The sequence below is a fragment of the Rhodoferax sp. genome (assembly GCF_037143375.1).
Classification (GTDB): domain Bacteria; phylum Pseudomonadota; class Gammaproteobacteria; order Burkholderiales; family Burkholderiaceae_C; genus Rhodoferax.
Window position 1 is genome coordinate 1 of record NZ_JBAWYV010000296.1, and the last position, 2,031, is coordinate 2,031.

Sequence of the window (2,031 nt, forward strand, 5' to 3'; positions counted from 1 at the left end):
CGGCCATGAGCATTGCCGAGAATCTTTTCCTGGGCCGCGAGTTGCTCAAGCCCGGTGCTATTGGCCAACTGCTGCGCTTACTGGACAAAAAAGAAATGTTGGCCCAAGCCATCGCCCGCATGCAGGAACTTAAAGTAGGCATTCGCTCGATGACGCAAGCGGTGGAAACACTCTCTGGCGGTCAACGCCAGTGCGTAGCGGTGGCCCGGGCGGCGGCGTTTGCCCAGCATGTGGTCATCATGGACGAACCCACGGCAGCGCTCGGGGTGAAAGAGGGCAACATGGTGCTGGAACTGATCCGCCGCGTGCGCGACAAAGGCCTGCCGGTGATCCTGATCAGCCACAACATGCCGCATGTGTTCGAAATTGCCGACCGCATTCATATTCAGCGTCTGGGCAAGCGCGCCGCTGTGGTCAACCCCAAAACTATCAGCATGAGCGACACCGTGGCCGTGATGACCGGCGCCAAGACGGTGGATGAACTGCCCGCCGACGCGCACGCCTGAACAACTATTTATAAGAAAAACATGCTCAAAGGTATCAACCCCCTGCTCACCCCGGATCTGCTCAAGCTGCTGATGGAGATGGGCCACGACGACGCACTGGTGCTGGCCGACGCCAACTTCACCGCCATGAGTATTGCCGCCGGCAAGCCTGTTTTACGGCTGCCTGGCAGCACCATGGCGCAAGCCGTGCAAGCCATCAACTCGGTGCTGCCGCTGGCGGCGGATGTGGCGCACCCGGTGGCCTTCATGCAGGTCAGCGACACCGAAAGCCCGTACCTGTCTGAATTGCAGCGCAACGTTTTGGCTTATTTGGCGCCCGAATTTTTGCCCGGGCAAAGCGCTGAACGGCTGGAGCGCTTCGACTTTTACGACCGGGCGCGGGCGGCCTATGCCATTGTGCTGACCGGCGAGCGCCAGCCGTTTGGTAACTTTATTTTGCGCAAAGGTGTCATAGGCGAAAATCTCCGTCCATGAAAACCCGCAGCACCGCTCTCGCCTCTGAATCACACACCCTGCTGCGTCCGCGCGGTTCCAACCATGTAGGAATGCGGCAATTCAATGAGCGCGTGGTGCTGCAAGCAATCCGACTCAACGGCAGCCTGCCCAAGGCAGATATTGCGCGGCTGACTCGACTCACCGCACAAACCATCGGCCTGATCACGACCCGGCTGCAAGAAGACGCGCTGGTCATCAAGCACGAGCGGGTGCGTGGACGCATTGGCCAACCTTCGGTGCCTCTGGCGTTGAACCCGGACGGCGCATTTTCGATGGGCATCAAGATTGGCCGACGCAGTGCCGAGTGGTTGCTGGTGGACTTCACCGGCCGGGTGCGCCAACGGAAAACACTGGACTACGCCTTTCCGGATGCCAGCACCTTACTGCCCGCCATTGCGCAAAACATGAACGACCTGCGGGACTCGCTGGGGCCCTTGAGTTCGCGCCTGGTGGGCGTCGGCGTTGCAGCACCGTTTCAAATGGGCGGCTGGCACAAGATGCTGGGCTTGTCTGAGGCGAAATCGAGCGAGTGGAACCAGATCGACCTGGCCGCGCAAGTGCAAGCCATGACGGATGCGCCCGTGAGCTTTGTCAAAGATACCTCGGCGGCCTGCGTGGCCGAACTGGTGAGTGGGCGTGGGCGTGACCTGAAAAGTTTTCTGTACCTGTTTGTCGACACCTTTGTGGGCGGCGGGTTGGTCATCAACTCGCACCTGCATGTGGGTGTGCACGGCAATGCCGGCGCCGTAGCTTCGCTGCCCTTGACCCTGGCTGAAGGCAGCACAACGCCGATGCAACTCTTGAGCCATGCCTCGCTGTGGGAACTGGAACAGCGCTTTATTGCCCAAGGCTTGGACCCCAGCGCCGCCTACGATGAACGCGCCGTGTCAGCCCCGTTTGAGCACGAAACCAGTGCCTGGGTGGCCACAGCCGCCAACGCGCTGGCACATTGCGTGGTGAGTGGCACAGCCTTTTTGGACATTGAAGCGGTGGTGATTGATGGCTCTTTTTGCCGCGCCCTGCTGAGCCG

Annotated in this window: 3 protein-coding genes; all 3 read left to right on the forward strand. The window is 60.5% G+C overall.

The features are described 5' to 3' along the window. Positions 1-506 (forward strand): ATP-binding cassette domain-containing protein (locus WCG50_RS19175; protein WP_336901193.1); only part of this gene is annotated, 506 nt, incomplete at its 5' end. A gap of 21 nt (positions 507-527) precedes the next feature. Continuing rightward, on the forward strand, positions 528-980 hold the full coding sequence (locus tag WCG50_RS19180) for an RbsD/FucU domain-containing protein (protein ID WP_336901194.1): 453 nt from the start codon (positions 528-530) through the stop codon (positions 978-980). Beyond that, on the forward strand, positions 977-2,031 hold a 1,055-nt coding region (locus WCG50_RS19185; RefSeq protein ID WP_336901195.1), incomplete at its 3' end, for an ROK family protein. The genes WCG50_RS19180 and WCG50_RS19185, both read left to right, overlap by 4 nt.

What these genes read in the sequence shown, in the direction of transcription:
- WCG50_RS19180 (WP_336901194.1), top strand. Translation starts at nt 528, where the DNA reads ATGCTCAAAGGTATCAACCCCCTGCTCACCCCGGATCTGCTCAAGCTG.